We start from the raw sequence: 24,739 nt of genomic DNA, 5'->3' as shown, positions 1-24,739 counted from the left end.
TTTAGGAATATCATAATCTTAATGCGTAGTGCTATATTTTAGATCATAAACTAGATTTACCTTGCTATAAAATTGACCATTTAAAATTTGGCAATTACCAATGACTAATGAAAGACCAAACTGGGATGAATACTTTTTAATGATGGCTAAGCTAGCAGCTACTCGCTCAACCTGTTTAGCGTTTCCTGTAGGAGCAGTGATTGTTCAAAACAATCAGATTTTAGCAACAGGTTACAATGGTTCCCCATCTGGCTCAATTCATTGCACAGCTCAGGGATACTGCTATCCTGGACTAAGTAGCTGCGATGCGTCTCGTACCATGCCATCCCGAGCTGTTCATGCTGAAGCGAATGCGATCGCGTTTGCAGCCAAACATGGTATTGCCACTGCTGGAGCCAGTATTTATGTCACCCTGGAACCCTGTGTCTCTTGCTTAAAGTTAATCATTTCAGCTGGCATAAAGAAAGTTTTTTATGAGACTATCTTCAATAGTGGAGAGAAAGCTCTAGTTAGAGATCATTTTATGAAAGAGGGCTTGGTTAGCCTAACCCAAATCCAGTTAAGTGAAGAAACAGCTAAACGAGCAGCTTCATTTCTACTCAATCCAACATCTGTTCCGAAGTTGTCGAATCCAATTATCGATCACAATTACACAATTATTAAAGGTGACTAGCTCGATAATATAGCTCAATAATATTGTGATAATTTTTGTTCCCTACTCCCTACTCCCTACTCCCTACTCCCTACTCCCTACTTCCTACTTCCTTTGCTATATAACTTATGTCTTGGCAGCGTCCTGATAACCGACAACCGGATCAACTACGTCCCATTTTGTTTGAGCGAGAATTTACCCGCTATGCTCCTGGTTCCGTCCTAGCTCACTGTGGTGAGACCAAAGTACTTTGTACCGTGACGGTTCAGGAGGAAGTACCCCGATTTCTCAAGGATACTGGCAGCGGCTGGTTAACCGCTGAGTATAGGATGTTACCAGGAGCAACACCGGAACGCCAAAGACGGGAACTTCTCAAGCTTTCGGGTCGAACTCAGGAAATTCAGCGGCTGATCGGACGCAGTTTACGGGCTGCTGTTGATCTCAAAGCCTTGGGGGAGAGGACGTTAACAGTGGATGCGGATGTTATACAGGCGGATGCAGGTACCCGCACTACTTCCATTACTGGGGGATATGTTGCTCTGGTGGATGCTGTGGATAAACTGGTTAAAACGGGAGTACTAGAGCGATCGCCTTTAATTCACCAAGTTGCTGCTGTCTCCGTCGGTTTATTGGAGGGTGAGCCGTTTTTAGACCTCAACTATATCGAAGATGTGGCGGCTGAGGTGGATTTTAATGTAGTGATGAACGACGAAATGGGTATTATTGAGGTTCAGGGAACAGCGGAGTCAGGGGCTTATACTCGCCATCAACTCAATCAGTTGATTGACCTAGCAGAAAAAGGTATTAAGGAGTTATTAGAAGCACAGCGCTAGCAGAAACATAGTGCTGAGTACTGAGTAGGAACTCCTGGAACCTAGCTATTAATTAATTTCCGGAAAATTCCGGAAATTACAGGGATTTGACCAGGTGTTAAGTTTCTGAGGCTGAGGATTCACTAATCATCGGTGACAAGTAAGCCACAAGGGCACCAAGAACGAAACCAATAATATTGCGCAATAGTGGCAAGTAATCGGAGGTGCGTGTCACCACAGGTCCAATACCGAAGGCAATAAACAGGATACCCCAAAGTGGTGACAAAATCAAAGCCCATTGCCAAGCGAAAACCTGTTCCCGTTTGCGGGGGATAGCCGCAAATCCAAAAATCACTCCTCCAACAGTAGAAGTAATTAGGGTCAGAATCCACTGTTCCCGTGGTAGTCCAGGCACCACCCGACATCCCCCTTGGCGCAGGCATTGCTTGACCGTATTTAGGGATTCGATAATGGATTGGTTTTCGCCATTGTCCCGTACAAAGTAGAGATTACCAAATCGGGTTTGCAACTCTACCCAAAATGTCCGAGGAAGGAATTCATACAGGGCATCACCCACGTTAAACCCTAGGATATTGCCGCCTCGGGCGTCAGCAATCAGTAACATACTTTTGTCGTTAAGTCCCCAAAACTCTTTGACTGCCCGACCAGGGGTGCGGTCATATTGGGTCAAAACTCGGAGTTTCCAGCCAGTTTCTTCCTCAAAGCTTTCTAAATCTTGGATTAGTCTCTGCTCTTGAAGCTCTGGAATAAAGTTCGCTAAATCAATGACTGGTGTTTGAACCTCGGGCAGTAACTCAGGATTGTCGTAAGCCTTGGCCTCAGGAGCAATCGCCCACATAGAACAAGCTAGGAACAGTGCTGCCAGGGATACTAAAATTCGTTTTGGAAACAGATACTGCATAGTTATTTTCAACCGGCAATGGACAGTATGCTTATCTTTTAGATAAAGAATCAAGTAAAACTAAGCATTTCTTTACACTTGTTTACTTTATTCTAATCTTGGTTGCGATCGCAAAATGTTCGATCTTGTACACTACAGAGATAATTAACAGGGGTACGTTTTTTAAGTCAGGGTCAAAAGGGATGTGTGGTGGTTGTGGGTAGTGTAGGTATTGTGGGAGATGTGGGAGGAAACGGCAGTATAGGTTGGTTACAAGTTGAATTTCCAGAACTATCCCCAGTTAGCGACTGGATTCCATCAGGTGGTGATCAAAAACAACTGTGGAATGAGAATCAGAGTTAGGGGTTAAATTAAACAGTATTGCACTAGTTAAATAACCAGGTAATGCAGTAATTACTTAAAATTTAGAGCGATATTAGTTTTACGATTGGCCGTAAGCAACGGTACGCGATCGCTTATAATAAGGTAAGAGTATTAGGAATTAAAAATAAAATTTAAATTCCCAAATCCCAAATCCCAAATCCCAAATCATAATGGTAGAAACAATCGTAGCCCAAGATATTTCTCTGCCTCAATTGAAGGACAAATTTGGACTAGAGCCTACTAATGATGAGAAATTATTCCCAGAATGGCAAGAGGATTTACCAGAACTAAATGAGCTAGAAAAGCAATGGCTAGATCGGGTCAAGGATGACTATCTGCACTTATCTGAGTATCCCATGGTAGAACCGATTGTCAAAATGGTGGTGCTATCCCCATTGTTGAGAATTGCTGATTTTTATCGCCCACCATTCTATATTCTTGCTGAAAAGGATGTACAAATTTCATCGGAAGATCAGCAAACGATTGTCAGGGGACGAATTGATATTTTGATTTGCCAACCTCAGTTTTGGATAGTGGTGATTGAAGCAAAACGAGCAGAATACTCTTTAAAAGTAGGGATACCACAAGCTCTAGCTTATATGTTGGCTAATCCTGAGCTAGAAAAGCCTGCTTTCGGATTTGTCACTAATGGCGGTGAATTTATTTTTCTGAAACTAATTCGACAGGATAAACTGCAATATGCTTTTTCTAATCAGTTCTCTCTGCTGAATCGTGGCAATGATCTATATACTGTCGCGAGAATATTAAAACACTTAGGTCAGTTAGTAGGTGAATGACTGACAGCTTATAGCTGTCAGCTCTCAGCTCAAGAAGGAAGTATAGCGGTTTCACATCTGATGTGAAAACGCTATAGTAACCATTCAAGAATTTTGAATTTTTAATTGCGCTCAGCGCTACTAGGTGGTCCAAATTCCTCTGGCAGCTGATCGATGTGCTCAATCCCTAGTCGTTGGCACAGCAATTTCAGTTGCCGCAGCGTTGGTCTAGCCTCAGTCCTACCAGAGACCCAGCGCTGGTAAGTCGCACGAGGAATACCACAGTAGATTGCTAATTCGTCTTGAGACAAATTGGTGCGTTCAATTCTTAGAGCCTCCAAGGGTGAATCACTGGTGTGTTTGCGCCTTTTACTTTTCTCTGTCACAGTATGCTGGCTCAGCATGGTTTTAATGCCAGACTTCAAAGGATTATAGTAAGGCATCAAAATGAGATATAACCAGAAATACTGAAATGCGATTCGGCAAAGCCGACGCTGCGCGATCGCATCAGCCTGTAAACCTATTACCGCTAGGGTTTCAGGATTTATTCATGTCTCCTTTTCTCCGTGTATATATACGCCATTTTGGTCAAGCCACTTATCAATTAATTCATTGACCACATCGCTCATATCCCTGTCTTGCATAACACAAGCCGCTTTAAAGTTCTTTTTTTTATCTTTGGATAGATAAACCCGTATTGATTCTTCAGCCACTGTCCTACTACCAGTAAACAACTTTACTCCATTCTGGCATCAATGATTTTTTTTACAAAATTTATAAATTTATTTTCCCAGCCATAAGGTAGGATAGGGCAATCCCGCGCGCCGAGCCGTCAGAGTTCATGGGCTGGCTACTACTCCATTGTTCAACCAAGATAGCTCCATTATGGCTTATCCACAAAACTTGCAAGCTTGGGCAGTTACCCGCCTTCCCCAACGCAATGGGTAATCAAATGGGTAATCGTCGGTCGCTACTGCACTCGCTCCGACGCAGAGGGACACCTTCAGTTATGGCGTCAGCGAGTCCCTGATACCCAATTTGACCTCATATTTGATTTGCCCGATAGGAAAAACTATAGGGATTTTCCTCTTGATCAACTCACTCATTAATATGGGTCGCTTGTGAATTTTGAATTGTTATTTTCAATTTTAAATTAACAAAACTGATATCTTTAACCAGTCAAAAAAAATAATAACAGAAGGGATTCATTGCGGTCTTGGAGAGCCAGCAAAAAGCTTAAATATTTTGATGATATCATTATATCAAACGAATTATTATGCAGGCTGATACCTGTATAATCTAAATATAGAATGCGCCCCGGCAACTGCAACCACACTCAGCCAATACAACTTCTCCAAAGTCCGACGATAGGGAACTAGGAGCAACTAAGTATGCCAAAACCCAGGTATGACGAAAACGAAAACAAGTCACGCCATGCAGCAGCCGATCAGGACTGCTGCGAGGAAATGGCTGAGAAATATGGCTGGCAATTGGTTGATATCGAGGAAACAGGTAACCCTGTTCTTGAAGTCGATTGTGTGTTTGAAGGAAAAACTGAATTTCCCAAATCCTATTACAAAAAATTTTGGGTTTAAAGCCCCTAGAGACGAAACCTTAGAGAGTGGAGCCTTTAAGGTGGGTCGGTCTCGCGCAAAAAGGTTAAAAATTGATAATTAAGGCTCCACTCTCTTACGGTAACTTTAAATCCTTCTAGGACTGCTTTCTCTTATAAATCTACAAAAAACAAGAAACAAATTTATGGACACACACAAATATTTGTTGTACTCTAAAGATAGATACAGGCTGAAAAACCGTAGGCTGAGCCGGGAGAGAGACCCGTAACTTATCGACCTCAAAGTAGTAATGTCTAGAGGGAAGGGAAAGTCCTCTTTAAAAACCCAATCATCAATTAACAGTTGGTGTGTGAACCCAGAAGAATCACTATGCAAGATAAAACGGTACGGTGGGGCACACCGGAACCAAACGAAAAGGAAGGGAAACGGACTATGCACATGCACTTCCAATTAAGTAGTTAAACGCCTAGGGAGAACTGCCCTCTGGGTCTGCTGTGAACTGACTGAATACTTGGTCTCGACGGGTTTTTTGGTTTAGATATTGTCTAATTTGTGGCGGCGTCAAAGATTAGAACACGGCGGTTTAAGGCGGCTCGCAGATCTAGGAATCCCCGCTATGCGCAAGGCGGGGAGTGTCAAGACACCGAAAAGGAGGAAGACTAATGCGTAAATGGATTGTCTTTCGTGCTGAAAAGCGTCAACCTGGATGGAAAGAGCGCAAATATGCTCACTCTGGCTCTCTGACCAAAACTTTGTTCGAGCATTACGACTGCTCCGACAAGGCGCTGCCTGAACCTGGATACCGTCCGAAGCGAGTTTATTCGAGTTGATCAGTTTGTTGATCCTAACTATCCAGATTCATCAACCCATTACCGTCAAAGCGATTGGGAAGTTACACGGGTCGAAACCTACACACCAGATATCCCGGTTGACATGGATTTCGATATGGTCGTAATTTGCTACTGCAAGCACAGTCCCATCAGCGGCCCTCTCAAGCCCATGCCAGAGCGCAAAATTTCTGTAGATTCATTTGGTGGGGATAAGGATGCTCATGAGCAATGGCTAGAGATTCAAAAGCACTCGCTTCATCATTCTTCCCATTAATTTCTTCTTTGACAACTCCCGTTAAATAAAATTCATATTCAGACTCAATTAATTGCGTCAAAAAATCTAATTGTGCTAGAAAGATCAAAGGAGAAGAAATGAACTACCCCGCCCTGTTCGTTCGCGTAGCGTGGCCTACGGCCAGGACGGGGTGTCAGCAGACCCGTCTGATGAGCGTGATTTTTGACGCTTCAACTTCCCTAGTTGCTTCATTGATCCAGTATGCTTTCTGGTCTTTGAAGTAGAGCTAGAAAATCCACGTTTATCGAGGTCAGCACCGTACCCCGGCTGTTTTCCTAATGCTGCATTGAACATTACCATGGCGCTGGTCTTGTCTCTGTCAAACTCAAAACTACAAGCATCGCAGACATGGTATCGATTTGATAATTCAGCCCAGTTCTTATGAACTTTTCCACATTCTGGGCAGCGCTGTGATGGCTTCAATTGTCTGGTTGGCAATTGAAGGACAATCCCTCCCTTAAGTTCAATTTTGTAGGTTAACATCTTGTTGAGAGTGCCAAAACCTACATCTAAAATGGCTTTGTTCAATCCAGCTTTCTGTTTCTTTCTCTTTGACCCTTTTTTTGCTTTTCGGGTCAATCCTTTCGTGTTTAACTTCTCAGTTACGCCGATGTCATAACGACTAGCTAAATCTGACGTAACTTTGTGCTGCCAGTCTTTACGTTGTAATCCGGCTTTTATTTTTAGTTGAGACTCTCGCTTATTCGCTTTTTTCCAGCGATTAGAAGCTTTTATTCCTTTCTTGAAATCGGGGGCTTGCTTTCTGCGTTTCTCTTTCCCAGCGGCTTTCACTTTAGGCTCTAGGGTTTTAGTAAACCTCTGATTGGCTATCTCTTCAAATTCCGCGCCGTTGAAAGCTGTAATTGCTGTCTCAGTTCCCAAGTCATAAGCTACGATTTTCTCGTAGACTAAATCAGATTCTGAGCCATATCTAGTCTGCTGTGTATCAACTTTGACTGTAATTGAAGCAAACCAGGCATTAATACTAGGTTTATAAGCAATAGTCAAAGTTGTTGGAGTTCCCCAAAACTTTGCTTGCCCACGCATCTTGATGACAAGACCAAGATCATTCAATACCAATGTCCCGTTTTTGCCATCGGTATTAGCTTTCCATCCAGCCTTACTAGGGTAAGTCCATCCTGAATACTTCTTGATTGATTTGTATCTAGGAATTTCACTTAATCCCTTCAAGAAACGATTGTATGCTAAATCTACTCTTTTAAGAGTCGCTTGCAAAGAAGTACTGTAAAGTTCTTTGTACTCTGGCCAACATTCCTTGAAAGCTGGCAAGCAGTTTTGCTGATATAAGTACCCTATGGTTTTCTTGTTTGCTTTCCATTCATAGCGACGATCAGCTATCCCCGCATTATACAATAATTGATGTAATTTTCTTGCGTAAAACATCTTTGATATAGCTGTTTTGTTGGGATATAGACGAAATGTTTGCCTAAGAGTCGCCATGAATTAAATCACCTCCTTGTTTTTCTTGTTTCTTTGCTAGAGTCATTTTAGTATAGTCTACGGTAATTCGATATGTCAAGTATAAAAAAGAAAAAACCAGAAAAAAGAATGAGGGGGGCTCCAGCTCATTATGATGAACTAAAAAGAAAGCATGGTATCTGGCTGACTGACACTACCTGGAAGTGGTTACAATTGTCTGCTGAAGAGGCTGGGACAAGTGTAGGAGAGTATATAGAGAGTTGGGCGAGGAAACAGATAGACAGTATTTGAGAGGGGCTATCCATCCTAGAGACGAAACCTTAGTATAGTGGAGCCTTAATAAAATAGTTTTAACCCTTTTTATCATAGCCTGCTGATCATAAAGGCTCCACTATACTTACGGTAACTTCAACACCTTGGAAGAAGGTGGGGAATTTCGCCCCCTCTTGCCTCCCCCTATCTTGTTAAAAACAATTTTCATCTTAAATCACCAGTTTCGTTCCCATCTTCTTTAAATCAACTCAGCGCCCCCAACGCTTCCAGTGCTGACTTCTGTGCTAGGCTCAAACCAGTAACCCCTGTGATGTTCATACCTTGGTAAGGTCGATCAGGAATCAAGGTTTTAATACACTGACCTGTGTGGGTATTCCAAACTTTAATAGTCCCATCATTACTGCCACAAGTAAGCCAATAACTGCTCACCTGTTCTTGATCAGACCTACCCTGGTGATCTTGATGTTTTACAGGACTAAACCCAATCGATGACCGTACTGAATTCCGATGACCGTGTAAGGTTCTCAGATACTTACCCGTACTTGCCTGCCAAAGCCTAATGGTTTGATCTAAGCTACCACTGGCAATCAATTCACCATCAGGACTAAAGGCGACAGACCAGACACCTTTACTATGGCCTCGCAAAATCCTGACACATTCCCCAGTCCTAACATCCCAAATCCGAACAGTTTGGTCTCCACTGCTGCTAACTAGGGTTTGGCCATCAGGACTAAATGCTACCGACTGTACCCGACTAGTGTGACCCTGTAAAACCTTGAGACATTCACTACTCCTGACATCCCATAAGCGTATGGTTTCGTCTTCACTAGCACTGGCTAGGGTTTGACCGTCTCGACTGAAGGTAACAGACCAAATCCAACTGGTGTGACCCCGTAAGATCTTAAAACATTGACCAGTATTGACGTCCCATAACCGGATGGTTTTGTCATCACCACTACTGGCAAGAGTCTCACCAAGAGGACTAAAACTAACGGATTGCACCCAATAGGAGTGACCACACAATACTTTCAGGCATTGACCTGTACTTACTGACCACAAGTGTATGGTTTGGTCAGCGCTGCTGCTAGCGAGAATTTCACCATTGGGGTGAAATGCCACAGAAGTCACCCAACCGGTGTGTCCCTCTAGTCTCTTTAAACAGTTATCACTACTGACATCCCACAACCTGACCATGTTGTCAGTACTGGCACTGGCTAATTGTTGACCATTGGGACTGAATACTGCTGAAAATACAGAATTGGTATATCCTTGTAGGATTTTAAGACATCGACCTGTCTTGCTATTCCATAGACGTACGGTTTGGTCACTACTGCCACTAGCTACGGTTTGACCATCCCGATTGAATGCTACTGAAAATATAGAATTGGTGTGTCCTTGTAGGTAGTTCAGGCATTCACCACTGCTGACATTCCACAGCCTCACCGTCTGGTCATCACTGCCACTGACTAGGGTTTGCCCATCTCCACTAAACATCACTGACCTTACTCTGTCGCTATGGTTAGTTAAGGTGTTGAGACATTCACCTGTGCATGGGTCCCACAATTTAATGGTAAAGTCAGCACTTGCACTGGCTAACATCGCACCATCAGGACTAAAATTAACTGACCAAATCCGATTAGTATGACCATAACAGATTTGGCGACATTCACCAGTACTAAGATCCCACAGTCTCACTGTCTGGTCATCACTACCACTGGCTAGGGTTTTACCATCTGCACTAAACGCCACCGACAGGACTTGACCGGTGTGTCCCTGACATACCTGACGGCATTCACCAGTGTTTACATCCCAAAGCCTTACTGTTGATTCATCACTACCACTGGCTAGGGTTTTACCATCCCTACTGAATGCTACTGACCAAATAGAACTGGTATGGCCTTCTAAGGTTTTAATACACTGACCTGTGCTGACATTCCATAGTTTAATCGTTTTGTCACTACTGCAACTGGCTAGGGTATTACCATCAGGACTAAAGGCAACAGACCAAACCCAACCGGTATGACCTTTGCAAATTAAAATTGGCTTACCATTCTCGACTTGCCATAAACGCAACTGACCTTCCACATCTCCAGTAGCTAAAAGCTTACCATCAGGACTAAACGCTACTCCAAATACTACTCCTAAGGTTTTAGTAAACACTGACTTGGATAAATCGGAGTGAGCGAAATTGACATCTTGTAAATCCACCCCTTGTAGATAAGCTTGCCAAATCGTAACTCTTGAAAAATCATAGCCTTTTAAACAGATTTCCTGTTGACAAAGGAGATTAATAATATTTCCACCAGCGTAGCCAATGGCTAAGGCAGGTTTGCCTCGAAGAGTTTCGAGAATCTGATTTAGATGGGTTTCTAGGTTACCTTTACCAGTTAAAGCAATCTGTAGACGCTCTACAATGGGTTTGATAATTAGACGAATTTGAGTATTTCTAAGATAATCTTTGGTCTGAGCTTTGAGGATAGCATGAGTTATCAACAGGGAATTTTCCCAGTTATTAGTGTTATTAATGGCAGTTACACCAGCAATAACGTCTTCACAGATTTGCTCAACCAAGCGTTCAGTTACGTATTCCATCACCACTGGTTGTAGGGAAAACAGAGACGCTTTTCTTTCCACAAGCGATCGCTGTTCCAAGGATTCCAGGGTGTCGATCAGTTGTTGGGGTGGTACAGGAGGAAATATATCATCTCGTAAGTCAGCAAATGAGGCTTCTTCTCGATTGATGGCCAGCCAAAAAATTACTGTTCGTTCTGGAGCGCTTAATCGGGCAAAATGCTGCTCTAAAAGATTTTTAATATTACCAAATATTATCGCATCTTGATTTAAGAATTCCGAAATATTACCGGCAAATAATTTCTGGATTGTTGTCGCTAAAATTTTTAGAGCTAAGGGATTACCAGAATAGCGATTAATTAACTGCTTCCATTCCCTTTCTTCACCTTGGAAAGAACCGATAATATTAAATATTTCTTGTCCTTCAGCAGTTTTCAAACCACTTAATTGTAGGGAGCGGACAGGTAGCACTTCTGCTTCAAGCAGTCCAATTTCTTGAGGCTTCTCCCGAGAGGTTAGTACTAAGCAGCTTTGATGGGAGTTTTCTCCCCACCGTCTCAATAGTTGACCGTATTCTTCATATCCAGCTTGATAATGTCCAGCAGCATTGCTTTGAGCTCCCCCTTGTAAAATTGTTTCCATATTATCGAGAACTAGCAAACAACGGTGGGAGCGTATATCATTCAGAAGTCGGGAAATTTTATCGTCTGTGGTATCTGGTAAATCAATGTCTTGCTGATTGGATAGAAATCTCAGCAACTGAATCAAAATCTCTGATAGGTCAGGAGCATTACGTAGGGAGCGCCAAATAACAAACTCAAACTGGTGTTGGAGTTGTTGGGCAAGCTTGATCGATAGGGAGGTTTTGCCCATGCCGCCCATACCTAACAAGGCGACTAGCCGACAGTGTTCGCTCAGAATCCATTGCTGCAACTGGGCTAGTTCTGATTGTCTTCCATAAAAGAAACGAACATCAACGGCTTCTGACCAATCGTGACGTGGTTTTCCGTTCCCGTAGCCTGGCCTTAAGCCAATCCCATCTGTTTCCTCGGTCGAGTCCCCGACTGGGGTTATGCTTTCGAGTGTAGTTGGCTGTTGGTTCGAGGAGATAGTTTCCTGTTCACTGCGCCACCGTCGTTCGAGGGCTGAGCGAAAGTTTTTTTTACTGACTTTTTCCCCCAAAGCCTCTGAGAGAAGTTTCCACAGCTTAGGACCGACATCATGTTTCAGGTAAGTCGGTGAATAGCCATAGGTTTCGGCAATAGTATCATAACTCTGACGCTTCCAGGACCAAGATGCCTCAATTAAGGCTTGCTGTAAATCAGTGAGATGATTTCCCGATTTGGCAAACACTAAGGCATTGGCGAATTCCAGAGCGTCTTCAAAGTTCATATACCGTTTTGATTATAGTTTATTATGCTATAATATAATAATATCGTGATTTACTAATAGTTCAGGTCTTAGGTATTAGGTTTTAGGGCTCAGGGGGTAACAAAATATCCTAAAAAGAGCAATTTAGGGTTAAAAAAGACCGGTCTAGTTATCTTAATCAGACCAATCAACATAAAAATTTTACCATAATTTTGCATTTGAAAGTCTAAAAAAATAAACTATAGCGCTTCTCATACTTATGATGTAAATTAAATTGACGCAACCCTCCCTACTTCCTAAAGGATAATTGATAAGCGATCGCATGAATTATTATGCGCTATATCTAGTGTCGGTATTCGGTTTAGAATCCCCTTTTTTCAAAGAGGAGAGATATCAAATCCAAATCAACTGCAAATCCAATCGGAAATCGGGTAATACCTCCTCCCCAGAAAGAATCTGGGGAGATTGTAGAATTTCTTTTGCTTGACCAGAACGGTAAATCTCAACCTGTTGATTTTGATAGTTAATCAACCAACCGAGGCGACAGCCATTATCCATATATTCCAGCATCTTGTTCTGTAGAGATGTCAGAGAATCAGTTTTGGAGCGCAATTCAATCACAAAGTCAGGACATAGAGGTGGAAAGGTTTCTTGTTCCTCAAGAGTAAGGCTGTTCCATCGGTCTGAGCTAACCCAAGCTGCATCAGGAGAACGTCCTGCTCCATTGGGGAGTTGAAACACAGTAGAGGAGTCGAAAACTTCCCTAGGTGCGCTCTTACTTGGCGAATTAAATTCGCCACGGGTCGCACCTCAAGTTGGGTCTGACGACTCCAAGCTTGGAGTTGGTACGTTAGATCGGCATTACGCCTACCGGTATTTCCTCCTGTTGGGGGCATAACAATCAGTTCTCCATCAGCAGTCAGTTCCAACCGCAGATCGCGGTTAGCTGCTGCAATTTGCTCAAATTCCCGGTGGGTTAACCTCAGGAGTGGTCGCAGGTCAAGAGTTAAGGGGTTCATATTCCCTATTTCCTATTCTCTTTGCTATCAATCCAAGCTATTCAGAAGCTGTCGAATTTTGAGCTGTTGCTGCTCTTCTATTGATTCTGGAAAACTTAACTCGATCGCAATTGAATTAACAGATCCGCTATCAACTAATTGCTCTATAGTTTCCACCTTAGCCAAAAAACTCAAATCTTGTAAGTGATTAGATTCCTGAGTTACCAGTAAACTGATCAGGGGTTTAGTCTTCTGCATGATATCGAGATTGCTAATCTGGTGGCCATCTAATTCCAACCGTAAATCATGAGTGCCAATTTCCGTGATTGTCGCGCTAACGGAATAGTTTTTCCAGTAATCCCAATATAATTGCACCGGTGCTTGAACCTTTTGACGTACCTTGGTCTCTTTAGCTGGTCGGAATTCACGGAAGACTCGTCTGATACTCGTAGCAATAAACTTAAGGGATTCCAGAGGATGGTCTGTTTCAGATCGTCTCTGGGAATACCACTCATTGACATCAGAATAAATAACTAAGACCAGATCATCTTGCTGAGTACCGGTGAGATTAATAAAATCAACAAATAGCCTCACCTGGTCACCCATAGCAACTTCTCGCATCACCCGCCCTCGGACCAAGCACTTGTGTCCGTAGTCTCCTTCGAGTTCCACTCTAATTTGATCAGGGATGTTGGGTCGGGTATTCAGCAGAATTTGGGCACCACTTTCACTAACATTAACGGTTTCACCTCTCCAACTCTGCTGTGGAGTATGAATCACAGCCGTTAACTTCCTTGGCATCCGGTGAGCACGACGGAGTTGGGGTTGCTCGAAAGCAACTAGACAAGCAGCCATCAGAAGGATTAGGTTAAAGATAGACCAAAAAACATTAACAATCACCGCTTGGCTATCCTCCGGTCTTAACCATAGCCACAGAGGTACAGTAAACAAGGCAGCAGTAGCCAGTGCAGCCACTAACACTAGGTACTTGACCGAATCAAAATCAAAGCTGCGCTTGGTAACATTCATCCCTTTATCGGTAACATTGAAAGACCCTAACTTAGGATTAATCAGAGCTAAGAGGGTAACCATTCCCGCCTGGAATGACAGGGCAAATTCAAAAATCTCGTTCCAGAAGGAGAAACGGACGTGCTTGTAGGGAATGTGGTTGGTCTGCATCGATAAAATAACGTGAGGCAGAGCATAGCACAAGGTTTCAAAACCGAGACCCTTAACCGAATTGATGCCAAATAATAAGAATAGAGTGGGTGCGATCGCATACATCAATCGCGGGAAGCCGAAGAAAAAGTGGGCTGTGGCACTCATGTAGCACAACCGTTGGGGCAGGCTCAACCTCACCTTCCGGTTGAACAAGGGATTTTCCAGGCGCAGAATCTGAGCCATTCCCCTAGCCCAACGTACCTGTTGACCGATATAGGCCGAAAATTTTTCTGGCGCTAAACCTGCCACCATAATCTTGTCGTAGTAGACCGACTCGTAACCCTTTGAGTGCAGACGGAAGGCAGTATGGCAGTCTTCGGTAACTGTTTCGGTGGCAATACCTCCGATTTCCATGACGTGGGTTTTGCGAATCACCGCCGCAGACCCACAAAAGAACGCCGCATTCCAGAAATCATTGCCCTTTTGCAGCACCTTATAAAACAGTTCATTACCCACAGGTATTCTGCCTTCTGTGAGCAGATTACGCTCAAAGGGGTCTGGGTTATAGAACCAGTGGGGTGTTTGGACAAAGGAAACCTTAGGGTTAAAAAAGAAGCCAACAGTTTCCTTCAACAAGTTTTTAGCGGGAATGTGGTCACAATCAAGAATAAGCACTAAATCCCCTTTGGTTTTATGAAAAGCTGTGTTGATATTGCCAGCTTTAGCATGATGATTATTATCCCGAGTCAGGAGTTCGGAGCCTAGATCCTCACACATTTGGCGCAACTTTTCCCTACGCTCTGGATACTTTCTGCCATCATCAAGGACATAAACTGATTTTTTATCAGTCGGATAGTCAATGGCTACAGCCGCTAAGGTGGTTTTGCGGACAATTTCGAGATCTTCGTTATAGGTAGGAATGTAAATATCAACCCTAAACCACTCCTCTTGGGGAATATTTTCTAAACTAACTGCTTTACGTTCTTTGATTTTTAAGGTTTGAAAGTAAGCCAAAAATAAGGTAGCGATCGCATAAAATTCTGCTCCATACAACAGCAAGCAAAAAACTATATTCAGCCACCCTTCAAAATTCAGCGTATATCGAGTGCGGTAATAAAAATAGCGTAGGGTAGTGAAAGCGCTAAGTAAAACTAACAATAAGTGGAGATATTCACTGGTTTTACGATTCGGTTTATCTTCCTCCATCTGAATAATCACCCGTCCCATCAGGAACAAAATTACAGCAAGCAACCCTTGTTGCCAAATTGGTGGGCGAGCAGTAATTAGAGGAATGAATAGCAATAGTAAAGATCCAATTAGCAACAGCAATTGACGGCGACTTAGCCACTGTAAAATCTGGTCAAATATATAGGGTAAGTCTTCCACTACCCAGACTGTTAGTCGCTGTCGCTGTTGGGGTGTGGTCACCAAGCCTCTGTGACCCGGTTTTGACCTAATCTTTAAAAATGGAATAGTCAATCGCTTCGCTCCAATTCAAAATTATCAATTCAAAATTCAAAAATACCCCATTAACTAATTCATTTTCTTGTAGTAATTGGAAACAATTCCAAATTATAAATTTAGTCATTTTGAATTTTTAATTTGGCATTTTGACTTAAAAAACCGTCATTAATTTCTATCCCTAGCCATTTTTTGGAGATAAAACTGAATAACACCGTAACTAAGCAAGGTTGCAGCTACAATAGCTGGAGCTAACAACAACCAACTTCTTATTATGAAGTTAAAAATTTGCTGAGTCAACTCAGGTTTTTCCATTTGACGCTGGCGCTTTGGCTTGAAAAACTCCATATTATAAGAATTTTGTTGATAAATATTGGGATTTTCCGAGTTAGCACTAATCAGTACCGTGTCTCCCTTGATTTGAGAGAATAGTGGGTCTTGATTTAATAAGTCTTGGACTTTTTCTAAGCCTTTATCAGTTTGAGCACTTAGAGCAAGCAGCACCCGTTCTTTATTCCATGGCGATATAATTTCTTTGATCACCCCATCATGATCAGACCAGGTTTGAATTTGACTATCACTCCGCTGCCTTGTCAAAAAATCTTTTAATTCAAAACCACCAGAAGAGAAAATTTCAGGAAACGGAAATTTATCTTGAGGGCCAATTCCTACCAAATGATGGTCACTGCGTTCCTCAGTGGGTAAAGAATCTTTAGTATAAACTGATAGCTGGATTGATTCCGCTTTGCTTAACCGTCCCAGTCTGTTAGTGAACTGTAGTAATGTCATCAGTACACTGCTTGAGGGGTCTTTTGGTAGCACAATAACGGTATTGGATAAATCCTGAGGAGCAGCAAAGGGAAAACCCGTTTTCAGCAACCCCAAATCTGGGACTTTGGCAACACTGGTGCGCTGGAGTTCAAAATTTGTATCACTGTGCAACGTACCCCAAAGCTGTTGGTCAGTTACTTTGCTACAGGAGCGCCGTTCCCGAGCATCAAGACGAAAATCCACCTGGATTTTAGAATAGGGGGTAATGTTGTCACTAGGCAGGGCAACCCTCAGGGACTCTCTAGTTCCACCATCGATGGACGTTAGCTTTTTGCCGATTAGGGCAATGCCATCTAGCTTGACTTCCACTACTGAGGTTTTGGGATTAATTTGGGGGCCGTAGCTATAAATTAGGTTCATATAGTTATCCCCCTCAAACTTATCATCGGGCAATGCCCGGAAGTCAATAGTAATGGGTGGGGAATCAGAACCCCTGACTGTTATATCCTCAATCGGCTGATTGTAGGGAGTTTTGAGGTCGCTGAGCTTGAATGTGGGTTCTACAGGTAAATAGTCTGGCCAATCACGGGATGCAGGGGTTGGCACTTCCTCCAGCTTTTCAACTAAGATCGCTTGACTGGTACCAATTTGACGGTCTTCCGATTGCACTAAAAACTGTACTGCTTTCGCCACTCCTTCTGGCCCATTACCGGTTGCTACCAATACTGCGCCTTCATTGCCAGGAGTGGTGGTTAACATTAAGACCCCGACATCGGGGGGTAAGGCTTTTTCCTTAGCATCGAGAATCTTATTGTTTCCTACAGGAAGGGGTAGTTTCAGGGATTTGAGTTCTGGCTGTTGTTCTGGTGTGCCGATGATCACCAATCGATTACCAGAAAATCGATTAATCCCCGTTCCACTGACCTCTTTAACAGATTTCACCAAGGAAGTCTTCAGGCGACGATAATCCGCTAGCCTACCTAAGGAAGCTTGGAAACGAGCAGTGCTAGTTAACCAATTATCATCAATCTCCTTGGGCAACAGATAAGTAATTTGATTTGGTTCTAGACTGAGGTCATCAAAGATCGGGTAAGGATAGCGATTGAAGTCTAGAGAAACCGGTTGGGGTTCAAAATCAAAGACTATTTTAGAATCGGGTAGAATTTCTGTCCATAGGGAAGGATCATAGGGGTCTTGAGTACAGGTAGGAGAGTTATTCTGTAGCGCCGCAATTGTGATTTGGTTGTAGTTACGGAGTTGGTCTATCGGAATATTAAATAGCACATTCCCAATTTCCCCTTTCTGGCGCTTGAGAGGAATACTGCCAACGCTAACACCATTAATTAGAACGGTAAGATTAGAGCGAGTGGCATAGAGCGCTGGAGAATGGCGAAAGCGAATCAAGGCTTTGACAGATTTGAGTTGCCAATCTCGGGGACGAGTAAACCCTAGCCGTGCTTCGTCATAGATGCCTCTTAAACTAAAACGAGAGCCTACTACTGGGCTGCGATTGAATTCTAGGATGTACTTACCAGCAGGAGGAGCATCGATCTCAGGAGCTTTAGTTGGTGGGGAAGGTAGAGCAAAGGTGGGTTGAGATTTTTCCTTGAGTTCCTCGATGGTACTCTCCCTTAGGGTTTTGTTACTATCAGTGGTACTGCCATCACTTTGGGCAGACACTAACCTTGTGCTTAACCCAATGGAAATACTACAGCTGAGGAATAATAGTAGGACTAAAGAATATCTTTGGAACGAAGGCCGAGGATGATCTGCTTTTGCATCGAACCTCCTCGAAGTAGAGGCTTGATTAGCGCTAGAGTGACCATCTGATCGGTGTGACCTAGGATTTTTTTTGGGTAGATGGGCAAAAGCCTTGCGAAAAAAGGGTGTCATCAGCAGAACGTTTTAACTCTGATTAAAAATTAAATTGCCGCATGGGATGTTTAGCTATTGATACAAGGCTAGCGCTACCTAATCCGGAGCAAGCTAGTTGGATTACCAGCGGTTGAATAAAAATCAGATACACCCTTGAGTGACCAGAATCTGGGGAACGGAATCCTCCCTATGCCAACCTTTTCGATCGGCAAGCTTCCGCAGTCTTTGAGTTAAATTTACCACAGGCTTCTAGGACATTGCCCCTAGAACAAAAGTTCAGTAAAGTTACTTGACAAATTTAATTTTATATGCATTAAGGAAAATCCCTGGATTGGTATAGGGTTTTTAAATGAATTGTAAACAGCGATTACAGTTTTTTCCATTCCCAAAAATCTCTATATAGCTCTTGCCTGTTGCCTGTTGCCTCGTAAGCATTCAGCTATCAGCGTGTCGCGTATCAGCCACAGGATTTGGTCTATGGTCACCCTCAGAAAATGGCGTTGCTGATTCTGGGTATGGGGCGCGGAATCATACCCAGAATCAGCAACGCTACTTTAGCTGCTATCAGCTATCAACAAGCTGACCGCTGACCGCTGACTGCTGAATGCTGACCTACTCCCTGTTCCCTTTGCTATTGTGATCCAGATCACACCAATCGGTCTGGAAAATCACTAAGGTGGGTGAGCTAAGTCGGTGCAGTGAAATTATTGTGGACTGTAGTATATTCACATCAACTTTAAAGAAGTTTTAGATAACTGCTGGAGGAAATAGGTAATTATGAGTAGTCAACAAATTCGCTTTGCCACTATCACCGTTATTGATATCGCTCTGTTGTTTAGCGCCCCCCTGTTAGTACAATTCATTTCACGGATGCCCTGAGAGAGTTTCAAGAAAGCAGGCCGTGTCGAGTAGGTTTAACAAAATTTAATGTACGTTGATAAATGAGGAAATAGGTAATTATGAGTAGTCAACAAATTCGCTTTGCCACTATCACCGTTATTGATATCGCTCTGTTGTTTAGCGCCCCCCTGTTAGTACAATTCATTTCACGGATGCCCTGAGAGAGTTTCAAGAAAGCAGGCCGTGTCGAGTAGGTTTAACAAAATTTAATGTACGTTGATAAATGAGGAAATAGGTAATTATGAGTAGTCAACAGATTCGCTTCGCTACTATCACCGTTATTGATATCGCTCTGTTGTTTAGCGCCCCCCTGTTGGTAAAATTTATTTCACGGATGCCCTGAGAGAGTTTCAAGAAAGCAGGCCGTGTCGAGTAGGTTTAACAAAATTTAAGCTACCTTGATAAATGAGGAAATAAGTAATTATGAGTAGTCAACAGATTCGCTTCGCTACTATCACCGTTATTGATATCGCTCTGTTGTTTAGCGCCCCCCTGTTGGTACAATTCATTTCACGGATGCCCTGAGAGAGTTTCAAGAAAGCAGGCCGTGTCGAGTAGGTTTAACAAAATTTAAGGTACCTTATATAGCAAAGGGAGTAGGGAGTAGGGAGTAGGGAGTAGGGAAGAAAAATTATCAAAATTTCGACACAGATTGCTATAAATTTAATATAAAGGCCGTTGCGTCAGTCTCTGAATGAATAGGAGTAGAGTGGGCATCCTGCCCGCACGAAAATATTGGGCATCCTGCCCGCACGAAAATAGATTGAAACTGGCAAGATGCCAGTTCCACGCCTGATCCCCATTCCACAGGTGCGCTTAAAATCATTCCATTATAGAGTGGGCATCCTGCCCGCGCGAAAATAGATTGAAACTGGCAAGATGCCAGTTCCACGCCTGATCCCCATTCCACAGGTGCGCTTAAAATCATTCCATTATAGAGTGGGCATCCTGCCCGCACGAAAATAAGCATGAAACTGGCAAGATGCCAGTTCTACCAAGATACCTATTCCACAGGTGCGCTTAAAATCATTCCATTATTAAGCAACGGCATATCAAACGCTATTTTCTATAAAAACTGTTATAAACTGAAAGTTGTTGTCAAATTCAGCAAGTTTAGCGAAATAACTTGATGACTACACTTACATCAGAACAGATTTCCAAGTTACGCTCCGAACTGGCAAATAATCCACAAGCCCTAGAAGCTCTTGAGGTAATCGAAGAGTGGGATGGTGATTTAGCTGATGCTGCTGAATCCCTAGCCACTCGGAATGGGATTGAAGGAGTAGAAGATCAAGCTGACTTGCGTTGGTTTACTCAGATCCTTAGGCAGTGTCATGGTCATATCTGTCAGCCAAAATATAAAAAATTTAGAGAAAACTACTTGCCTGCACTTATAGGAGTAATAGCTGAGTTCTTGGCGGGATCACTGGAATTTAAACCTCTAGTAGCCGGACTAATTGCTACTCCAATTGCTATCTATATTGAGCAAGAAGGCATCGAAAAATTCTGCCAATCTTACAATCCTAACCCCTAAGTGCCTGTAGCTACGGAAGCTGCCCAATAATAGGGGTTAGCAAAAGGATAGGGTTGGCGCTTAATGGCAGCATATAGTAAATCATTGAATTTGCCACGATCGCGCTTATTGTTTTCAAAGATTTGAGCTATCAAACCCTTAAACTTTTGGCTTTTTTGGATTCTTGCTAAGGTTTTACTGTTCAGTGTTCGTAACCAGAATTGGGCGTTAACTAAGGCAGTTGAAACATCCCCATCTTCTAACGTTGGCAGTCGTTTGAGGTTTTTGTAGAATTTGATCACTAATAAAGCAGTGGCAAGAGGATCGACTTTCCAGAGGGTGCTGACAACGCTAGGACTACCTGCATAGAGAAAACCACTAGGCAAACCAATATATTCATCTAAACCACTAGGTAATCCAGTATCTTCGTCTTTGTTACTTGATTCTTTGTTACTGGAAAGGGTCATCCCAGTTTCACAGGCAGAAAAACCGACAATACGACATTGATTGAGATCAAGTTTAAATATTTTATACAAGGTTAGGTCTGCATCTGCTAGAAGTAGGGCTGATTCTAGGGGAGATTTAGGCTCGAACTTGCCATGACAGGAAAAGTGGACACAGTGAGCAGAGCGGAGTTGCTTGATATTTTGATTTAGCTTGGCTTCGGTTGCGTCTGCTTCAGCAAGAACTATACTATGGTTTGGGTCAAAGTATTGTCGGATTTTATCAACTTCTAGTTTCGAGCCAGGCAATGGTTTTGCTTCAGGTCTAGTGGGGTTTTGGATAGCAAATAAGTTATTGAAATTAGGGCGCTGTTGTTGTTTTGTTAGTTTTAGTAACTGGCTACTAGGAGCATAACTTACCCCTCTTTCAAAGCGGTCGATAAGTAAATTACCTTTTGATAAAGGTAGAGCATGCAGCGGAAACAGATGCAGGAAACGATGGGGCACTAAAATTAAGCGATCGCATTTACCCCCTTCTGTCTCAAATACTCGATCAATCTCGGAAATAATGTTATCAATATCTAATATTGTAGCGAGTTCCGCGAGACGAGAGGATAGATTAGTTATCCATTGATTTTTTTGGTTGCGGTAGGCATTGGTATAGTCTTTATCCCACTCTTCCAACGTTTTCAGGTTTTCAGTAGAAGATGACACAACAATGGGCTGCTGACTGTGACTGGTGACAATAAAGGTAAGAATGTTATCCCTGGTAACATACCACTCAATCATAGCGGTGCCTTGATCAATCACGCTCTTAATATCCCTAAACGGAATAGTTTCTACTGTTTGAGTTAAACTGAAACTGGAGTCATAGTTATCATTGATTTCTTTGAGCACCTGATCTAAGTGCTGTCGCGACTGCTGTAATTCTTGTTGTAGTCGTTTCTGGGATTCTTCTAAAGATGGTCGTTGCTGTAGTTGTGTGTCATCCCTATTTCCTGATAGTTTCTCAAAAACTACTTGTAACTGTTTTTCCAATGATGGAATGTTTCGACGCAGTAGATCTAACTCGGTGATTATCCCTTGGGGAACATCACCTTTAGGATAAAGGTCGCGGTTGGTGAGCAGTTGCACTAGGTCCCGGGCTTTGCTGCGTTCGACTGTTTCGATGGCTTTATCTTTCTGTTCTATATTGATATAGGCTTGCACTAGTTTGTGATAAACTGTTATTGCTTTTGCTAAAATCCTTTGGCGACTTTGATCGATTGGTATAATCCTTTGGCGACTTTGACCGATGCTTGCCCAACTGCGACTGAGTTCGACTGCAGTTATGGCTTTTTCGTAGGCATCGATGGCGGGTTGCCAGTTACCTTCGGTGAAGTGGAGGTTGCCTAAGTTGCGGGAAGTTCCAAGACATTTAATCGGATCGGCTTGCGGGGTGTAAACTGACAATGCTAGTTGGTATGCAGCAATCGCTTTTTCCAGATTCTCTTGCCTATCACCACGGATTCTGTAACTGTAGGCAAAGCCCAGATTGTTTTGAGTTAATGCCCACTCGATGGGTAAGTCTTCTTTGGTGTAAACTGACAATGCTAGTTGGTATGCAACAATAGCAAGTTCGAGATTCTCAGCCCTGTCATGGCGGATTCTGTTACAGTAGGCATTGCCCAGGTTGTTTTGAGTATCTGCCCAATCAATGGGTAAGTCTGATTTGGTGCGAACTTCCAAAGCTTGTTGGTATGAGGCAATGGCATTTTCGAGATTCTCTGCCTTGTCACCGCAGATTCTGTCACGGTAGGTAGCACCCAGGTTGGTTTGAGTCATTGCCCACTCGATGGGGAAGTCTGATTTGGTGTAAACTGACAATGCTAGTTGGTATTGGGCAATGGCAAGTTCTAGATTCTCAGCCCTGTCGTGGCGGATTCTGTCACTGTAGGCAAGGCCGAGGTTGTTTTGAGTCATTGCCCACTCTTCGGGGAAGTCTGATTTGGTGTAAACTGACAATGCTAGTTGGTACGCGGCAATGGCAAGTTCGAGATTCTCAGCCCTATCGCAGCGGATTCTGTCACTGTAGGCATTACCCAGGTTGTTTTGAGTCGTTGCCCAGTCGTAGGGTAAGTCTTCTTTGGTGTAAACTGCAAAAGCTAGTTGGAATGCAACAATAGCAAGTTCGAGATTCTCAGCCCTGTTGTCGCGGATTCTATGACTGTAGGCAAGGCCCAAGTTGTTTTGAGTCCTTGCCCAATCGATCGGTAAGTCTGGTTTGGTGCGAACTGACAATGCTAGTTGGAATGCAACAATAGCAAGTTCGAGATTATCACCTCTGTCGCCACCGATTCTGTAAAGGTAGGCATTACCCAGGTTGTTTTGAGTCGTTGCCCAGTCGTAGGGGAAGTCTGATTTGGTGTGAACTTCCAATGCTAGTTGGTATTTGGCAATAGCAAGTTCTAGATTCTCAGCCCTGTCGTGGCGGATTCTGTCACTGTAGGCATTGCCCAGATTGTTTTGAGTCGTTGCCCAATCTTGGGGGAAGTCTGATTTGGTGCGAACTTCCAATGCTAGTTGGTATGCTTCAATGGCAAGTTCGAGATTCTCTGCTTTATCACCACGGATTCTGTTACTGTAGGCTGCACCCAGGTTGTTTTGAGTCGTTGCCCAATCTTGGGGGAAGTCTTGTTTGGTGCGAACTTCCAATGCTAGTTGGTATGCTTCAATGGCAAGTTCAAGATTCTCAGCCCTGTCGCCACGGATTCTGTCAAGGTAGGCATTACCCAGGTTGTTTTGAGTCCTTGCCCAATCGATGGGGAAGTCTGATTTGGTGTAAACGGACAATGCTAGTTGGTATGCGGCAATGGCAAGTTCAAGATTCTCAGCCCTGTGGTCGCGGATTCTGTCACTGTAGGCTGCACCCAGGTTGTTTTGAGTCGTTGCCCACTCGATGGAGAAGTCTTGTTTGGTGTAAACTGACAATGCTAGTTGGTATGCGGCAATGGCATTTTCGAGATTCTCAGCCCTGTCGTGGCGGATTCTGTTACTGTAGGCTGTGCCCAGGTTGGTTTGAGTCCCTGCCCAACTTTCCCGGTTACTCTCACGGGTAAAGAAGTTTAGCACCACTTTGTAAGCAGCAATGGCGATTTCCATGTTATTGGCTTTATTGCCCAGAGGAAACTGCTGGATGAGGTTGCTGAATTCTCCAATAACTTTAGCTATGTATTCTGCTGTTTCTGATTGCGCTTCTGAGAGTTTAGCACTTGCCCAGTTTTGCAGGACATGGATAAAGTTATCATCGAGTTTGTCTAGGTTAGCTTGCAGGAGTGGATAGACAACTTTGGGGTCGCCATTGCTGTTGCCAGTTGCTTCCAATACCTCCATCAAGAATGGCAAATAGTCTTGAGATGAGGGATTAGTTGAGGTAGAGGTTTCTGATATTACGGCTAAAATATCACTTCTAAGATGGAGTAAAACATCAGCGCTATTTTGGTCGCCATTTGCTGCTAGTTGTTCTGCTACTTGTGCCATTACCTGCAATAACTCTGCATCCACTAACTCGTGGTTGCTCTCAAGAATTTGGACTTGCTCACCGCTAGGACAAGTTAGCAGTTGGTCAATCAGATTAAAGTATGCTTGAAAACTTTGTTCGTCCATTTTTACTTACTCCTACTCGCTACTTGCTACTCTCTGCTCCTAGTAAATAGTTCACCGAATTGATAATTTCTCTAACTATAGCGCTTTCTAGAA

The 24,739-nt window shown here is 43.2% G+C and carries 15 protein-coding genes and 2 pseudogenes; 8 read left to right on the top strand and 9 right to left on the bottom strand.

All coding sequences use genetic code 11. The features are described 5' to 3' along the window. The first annotated feature begins 100 nt into the window (after positions 1 to 100). On the top strand, positions 101 to 673 hold the full coding sequence (locus F6K63_RS21260; protein WP_008189119.1) for a deoxycytidylate deaminase: 573 nt from the start codon (positions 101 to 103) through the stop codon (positions 671 to 673). A 107-nt stretch (positions 674 to 780) separates the two neighbouring features. Next, positions 781 to 1,485, top strand: coding sequence for a ribonuclease PH (rph, locus tag F6K63_RS21255; RefSeq protein WP_008189121.1), 705 nt, complete (start codon positions 781 to 783; stop codon positions 1,483 to 1,485). 97 nt (positions 1,486 to 1,582) lie between these two features. Here rph and F6K63_RS21250 read toward each other — a convergent pair whose 3' ends face one another. Further along, the gene (locus F6K63_RS21250; protein WP_008189123.1) at positions 1,583 to 2,386 is read right to left on the bottom strand and encodes a TPM domain-containing protein; all 804 of its coding nucleotides are present in this window, start codon (positions 2,384 to 2,386) and stop codon (positions 1,583 to 1,585) included. Positions 2,387 to 2,575: 189 nt separating this feature from the next. Here F6K63_RS21250 and F6K63_RS21245 point away from each other — a divergent pair, with 189 nt between their 5' ends. Then, entirely contained in the window at positions 2,576 to 2,728 is a 153-nt protein-coding gene (locus tag F6K63_RS21245) for a hypothetical protein (protein ID WP_154659937.1), read from the top strand. A 191-nt stretch (positions 2,729 to 2,919) separates the two neighbouring features. Next, the gene (locus F6K63_RS21240; protein ID WP_008189126.1) at positions 2,920 to 3,546 is read left to right on the top strand and encodes a type I restriction endonuclease; all 627 of its coding nucleotides are present in this window, start codon (positions 2,920 to 2,922) and stop codon (positions 3,544 to 3,546) included. Between the two features lie 101 nt (positions 3,547 to 3,647). On the opposite strand, the gene F6K63_RS21235 is transcribed toward F6K63_RS21240, so the two are convergent. Further along, entirely contained in the window at positions 3,648 to 3,968 is a 321-nt protein-coding gene (locus F6K63_RS21235) for a helix-turn-helix domain-containing protein (RefSeq protein ID WP_008189128.1), read from the bottom strand. 105 nt (positions 3,969 to 4,073) lie between these two features. Beyond that, a complete protein-coding gene (locus tag F6K63_RS21230; RefSeq protein ID WP_198954017.1) occupies positions 4,074 to 4,238 on the bottom strand; it encodes a plasmid partition protein ParG in 165 nt (54 codons plus the stop codon). A 678-nt stretch (positions 4,239 to 4,916) separates the two neighbouring features. Between F6K63_RS21230 and F6K63_RS21225 the strand changes: the two genes are divergently transcribed. Together F6K63_RS21225 and F6K63_RS37940 are read left to right on the top strand one after the other, a co-directional pair. Then, on the top strand, positions 4,917 to 5,120 hold the full coding sequence (locus F6K63_RS21225; RefSeq protein ID WP_008189134.1) for a hypothetical protein: 204 nt from the start codon (positions 4,917 to 4,919) through the stop codon (positions 5,118 to 5,120). Positions 5,121 to 5,761: 641 nt separating this feature from the next. Continuing rightward, positions 5,762 to 6,203: pseudogene (locus F6K63_RS37940) on the top strand (hypothetical protein). Between the two features lie 135 nt (positions 6,204 to 6,338). Here F6K63_RS37940 and F6K63_RS21210 read toward each other — a convergent pair. Further along, positions 6,339 to 7,685: an RNA-guided endonuclease InsQ/TnpB family protein gene (locus F6K63_RS21210; protein ID WP_008189137.1), complete on the bottom strand. Its 1,347-nt coding sequence runs from the start codon at positions 7,683 to 7,685 to the stop codon at positions 6,339 to 6,341. 72 nt (positions 7,686 to 7,757) lie between these two features. On the opposite strand from F6K63_RS21210, the gene F6K63_RS21205 reads away from it, so the two are divergent. Then, the gene (locus F6K63_RS21205; protein WP_008189138.1) at positions 7,758 to 7,955 is read left to right on the top strand and encodes a hypothetical protein; all 198 of its coding nucleotides are present in this window, start codon (positions 7,758 to 7,760) and stop codon (positions 7,953 to 7,955) included. A gap of 225 nt (positions 7,956 to 8,180) precedes the next feature. Here F6K63_RS21205 and F6K63_RS21200 read toward each other — a convergent pair whose 3' ends face one another. From F6K63_RS21200 to F6K63_RS21185, 4 genes and pseudogenes are all read right to left on the bottom strand, one after another. Beyond that, positions 8,181 to 11,900, bottom strand: coding sequence for a helix-turn-helix domain-containing protein (locus F6K63_RS21200; RefSeq protein WP_008189139.1), 3,720 nt, complete (start codon positions 11,898 to 11,900; stop codon positions 8,181 to 8,183). Between the two features lie 372 nt (positions 11,901 to 12,272). Continuing rightward, positions 12,273 to 12,898 (bottom strand): annotated as a pseudogene (locus tag F6K63_RS37935) (Uma2 family endonuclease). A 27-nt stretch (positions 12,899 to 12,925) separates the two neighbouring features. Next, entirely contained in the window at positions 12,926 to 15,466 is a 2,541-nt protein-coding gene (bcsA, locus tag F6K63_RS21190; protein ID WP_008189146.1) for a UDP-forming cellulose synthase catalytic subunit, read from the bottom strand. A gap of 201 nt (positions 15,467 to 15,667) precedes the next feature. Then, positions 15,668 to 17,950, bottom strand: a complete 2,283-nt coding sequence (locus F6K63_RS21185; RefSeq protein ID WP_287313068.1) for a cellulose biosynthesis cyclic di-GMP-binding regulatory protein BcsB — start codon at positions 17,948 to 17,950, stop codon at positions 15,668 to 15,670. Positions 17,951 to 20,174: 2,224 nt separating this feature from the next. Here F6K63_RS21185 and F6K63_RS21180 point away from each other — a divergent pair. Further along, complete coding sequence (locus F6K63_RS21180; RefSeq protein WP_287313067.1) at positions 20,175 to 20,579, top strand: hypothetical protein; 405 nt, start codon at positions 20,175 to 20,177, stop codon at positions 20,577 to 20,579. Here the strand turns inward: F6K63_RS21180 and F6K63_RS21175 are convergent. Continuing rightward, positions 20,576 to 24,646, bottom strand: a complete 4,071-nt coding sequence (locus F6K63_RS21175; protein WP_287313066.1) for a CHAT domain-containing protein — start codon at positions 24,644 to 24,646, stop codon at positions 20,576 to 20,578. The two genes, F6K63_RS21180 and F6K63_RS21175, sit on opposite strands and share 4 nt — an antisense overlap. Positions 24,647 to 24,739 lie beyond the last annotated feature (93 nt).

This window comes from Moorena sp. SIO1G6 (assembly GCF_010672795.1).
In the GTDB taxonomy this organism is placed as follows: domain Bacteria; phylum Cyanobacteriota; class Cyanobacteriia; order Cyanobacteriales; family Coleofasciculaceae; genus Moorena; species Moorena producens.
Note: the sequence above shows the minus strand (reverse complement) of the source record. Positions and strands in the feature narration are given on the sequence as shown.